The 217-nt window shown below is 77.4% G+C and carries 1 protein-coding gene; it reads right to left on the bottom strand.

Annotated elements, in window-relative coordinates; translation table 11 throughout:
* Positions 1-217: AMP-binding protein (locus KYY02_RS33870; RefSeq protein WP_371244954.1), on the bottom strand; the 217-nt coding region annotated here is incomplete at both ends.

The raw sequence follows: 217 nt of genomic DNA, 5'->3' as shown, positions 1-217 counted from the left end.
CGAGGGGTACGTAGACGGCTCCGGCCTTCAGCACGCCGAGGACCGCCGTCACGACCTCCGGCGAGCGCTCCATCAGCAGCGCGACCCGCTCCTCCGGGCCGACGCCGAGGGCCGCCAGCCGCGCCGCGAGCCGGTCCGCCCGCTCCTCGAGTCCGCGGTACGTCAGCACCCCGCCGTCCCAGCGGACGGCCACGGCCTGCGGCGTACGCGCCACCTG

Source organism: Streptomyces pimonensis (genome assembly GCF_041380215.1).
In the GTDB taxonomy this organism is placed as follows: Bacteria; Actinomycetota; Actinomycetes; order Streptomycetales; family Streptomycetaceae; genus Streptomyces; species Streptomyces pimonensis.
The sequence above is the reverse complement of the archived record's forward strand: the minus strand, read 5'-3'. Positions and strand labels throughout refer to the sequence as shown.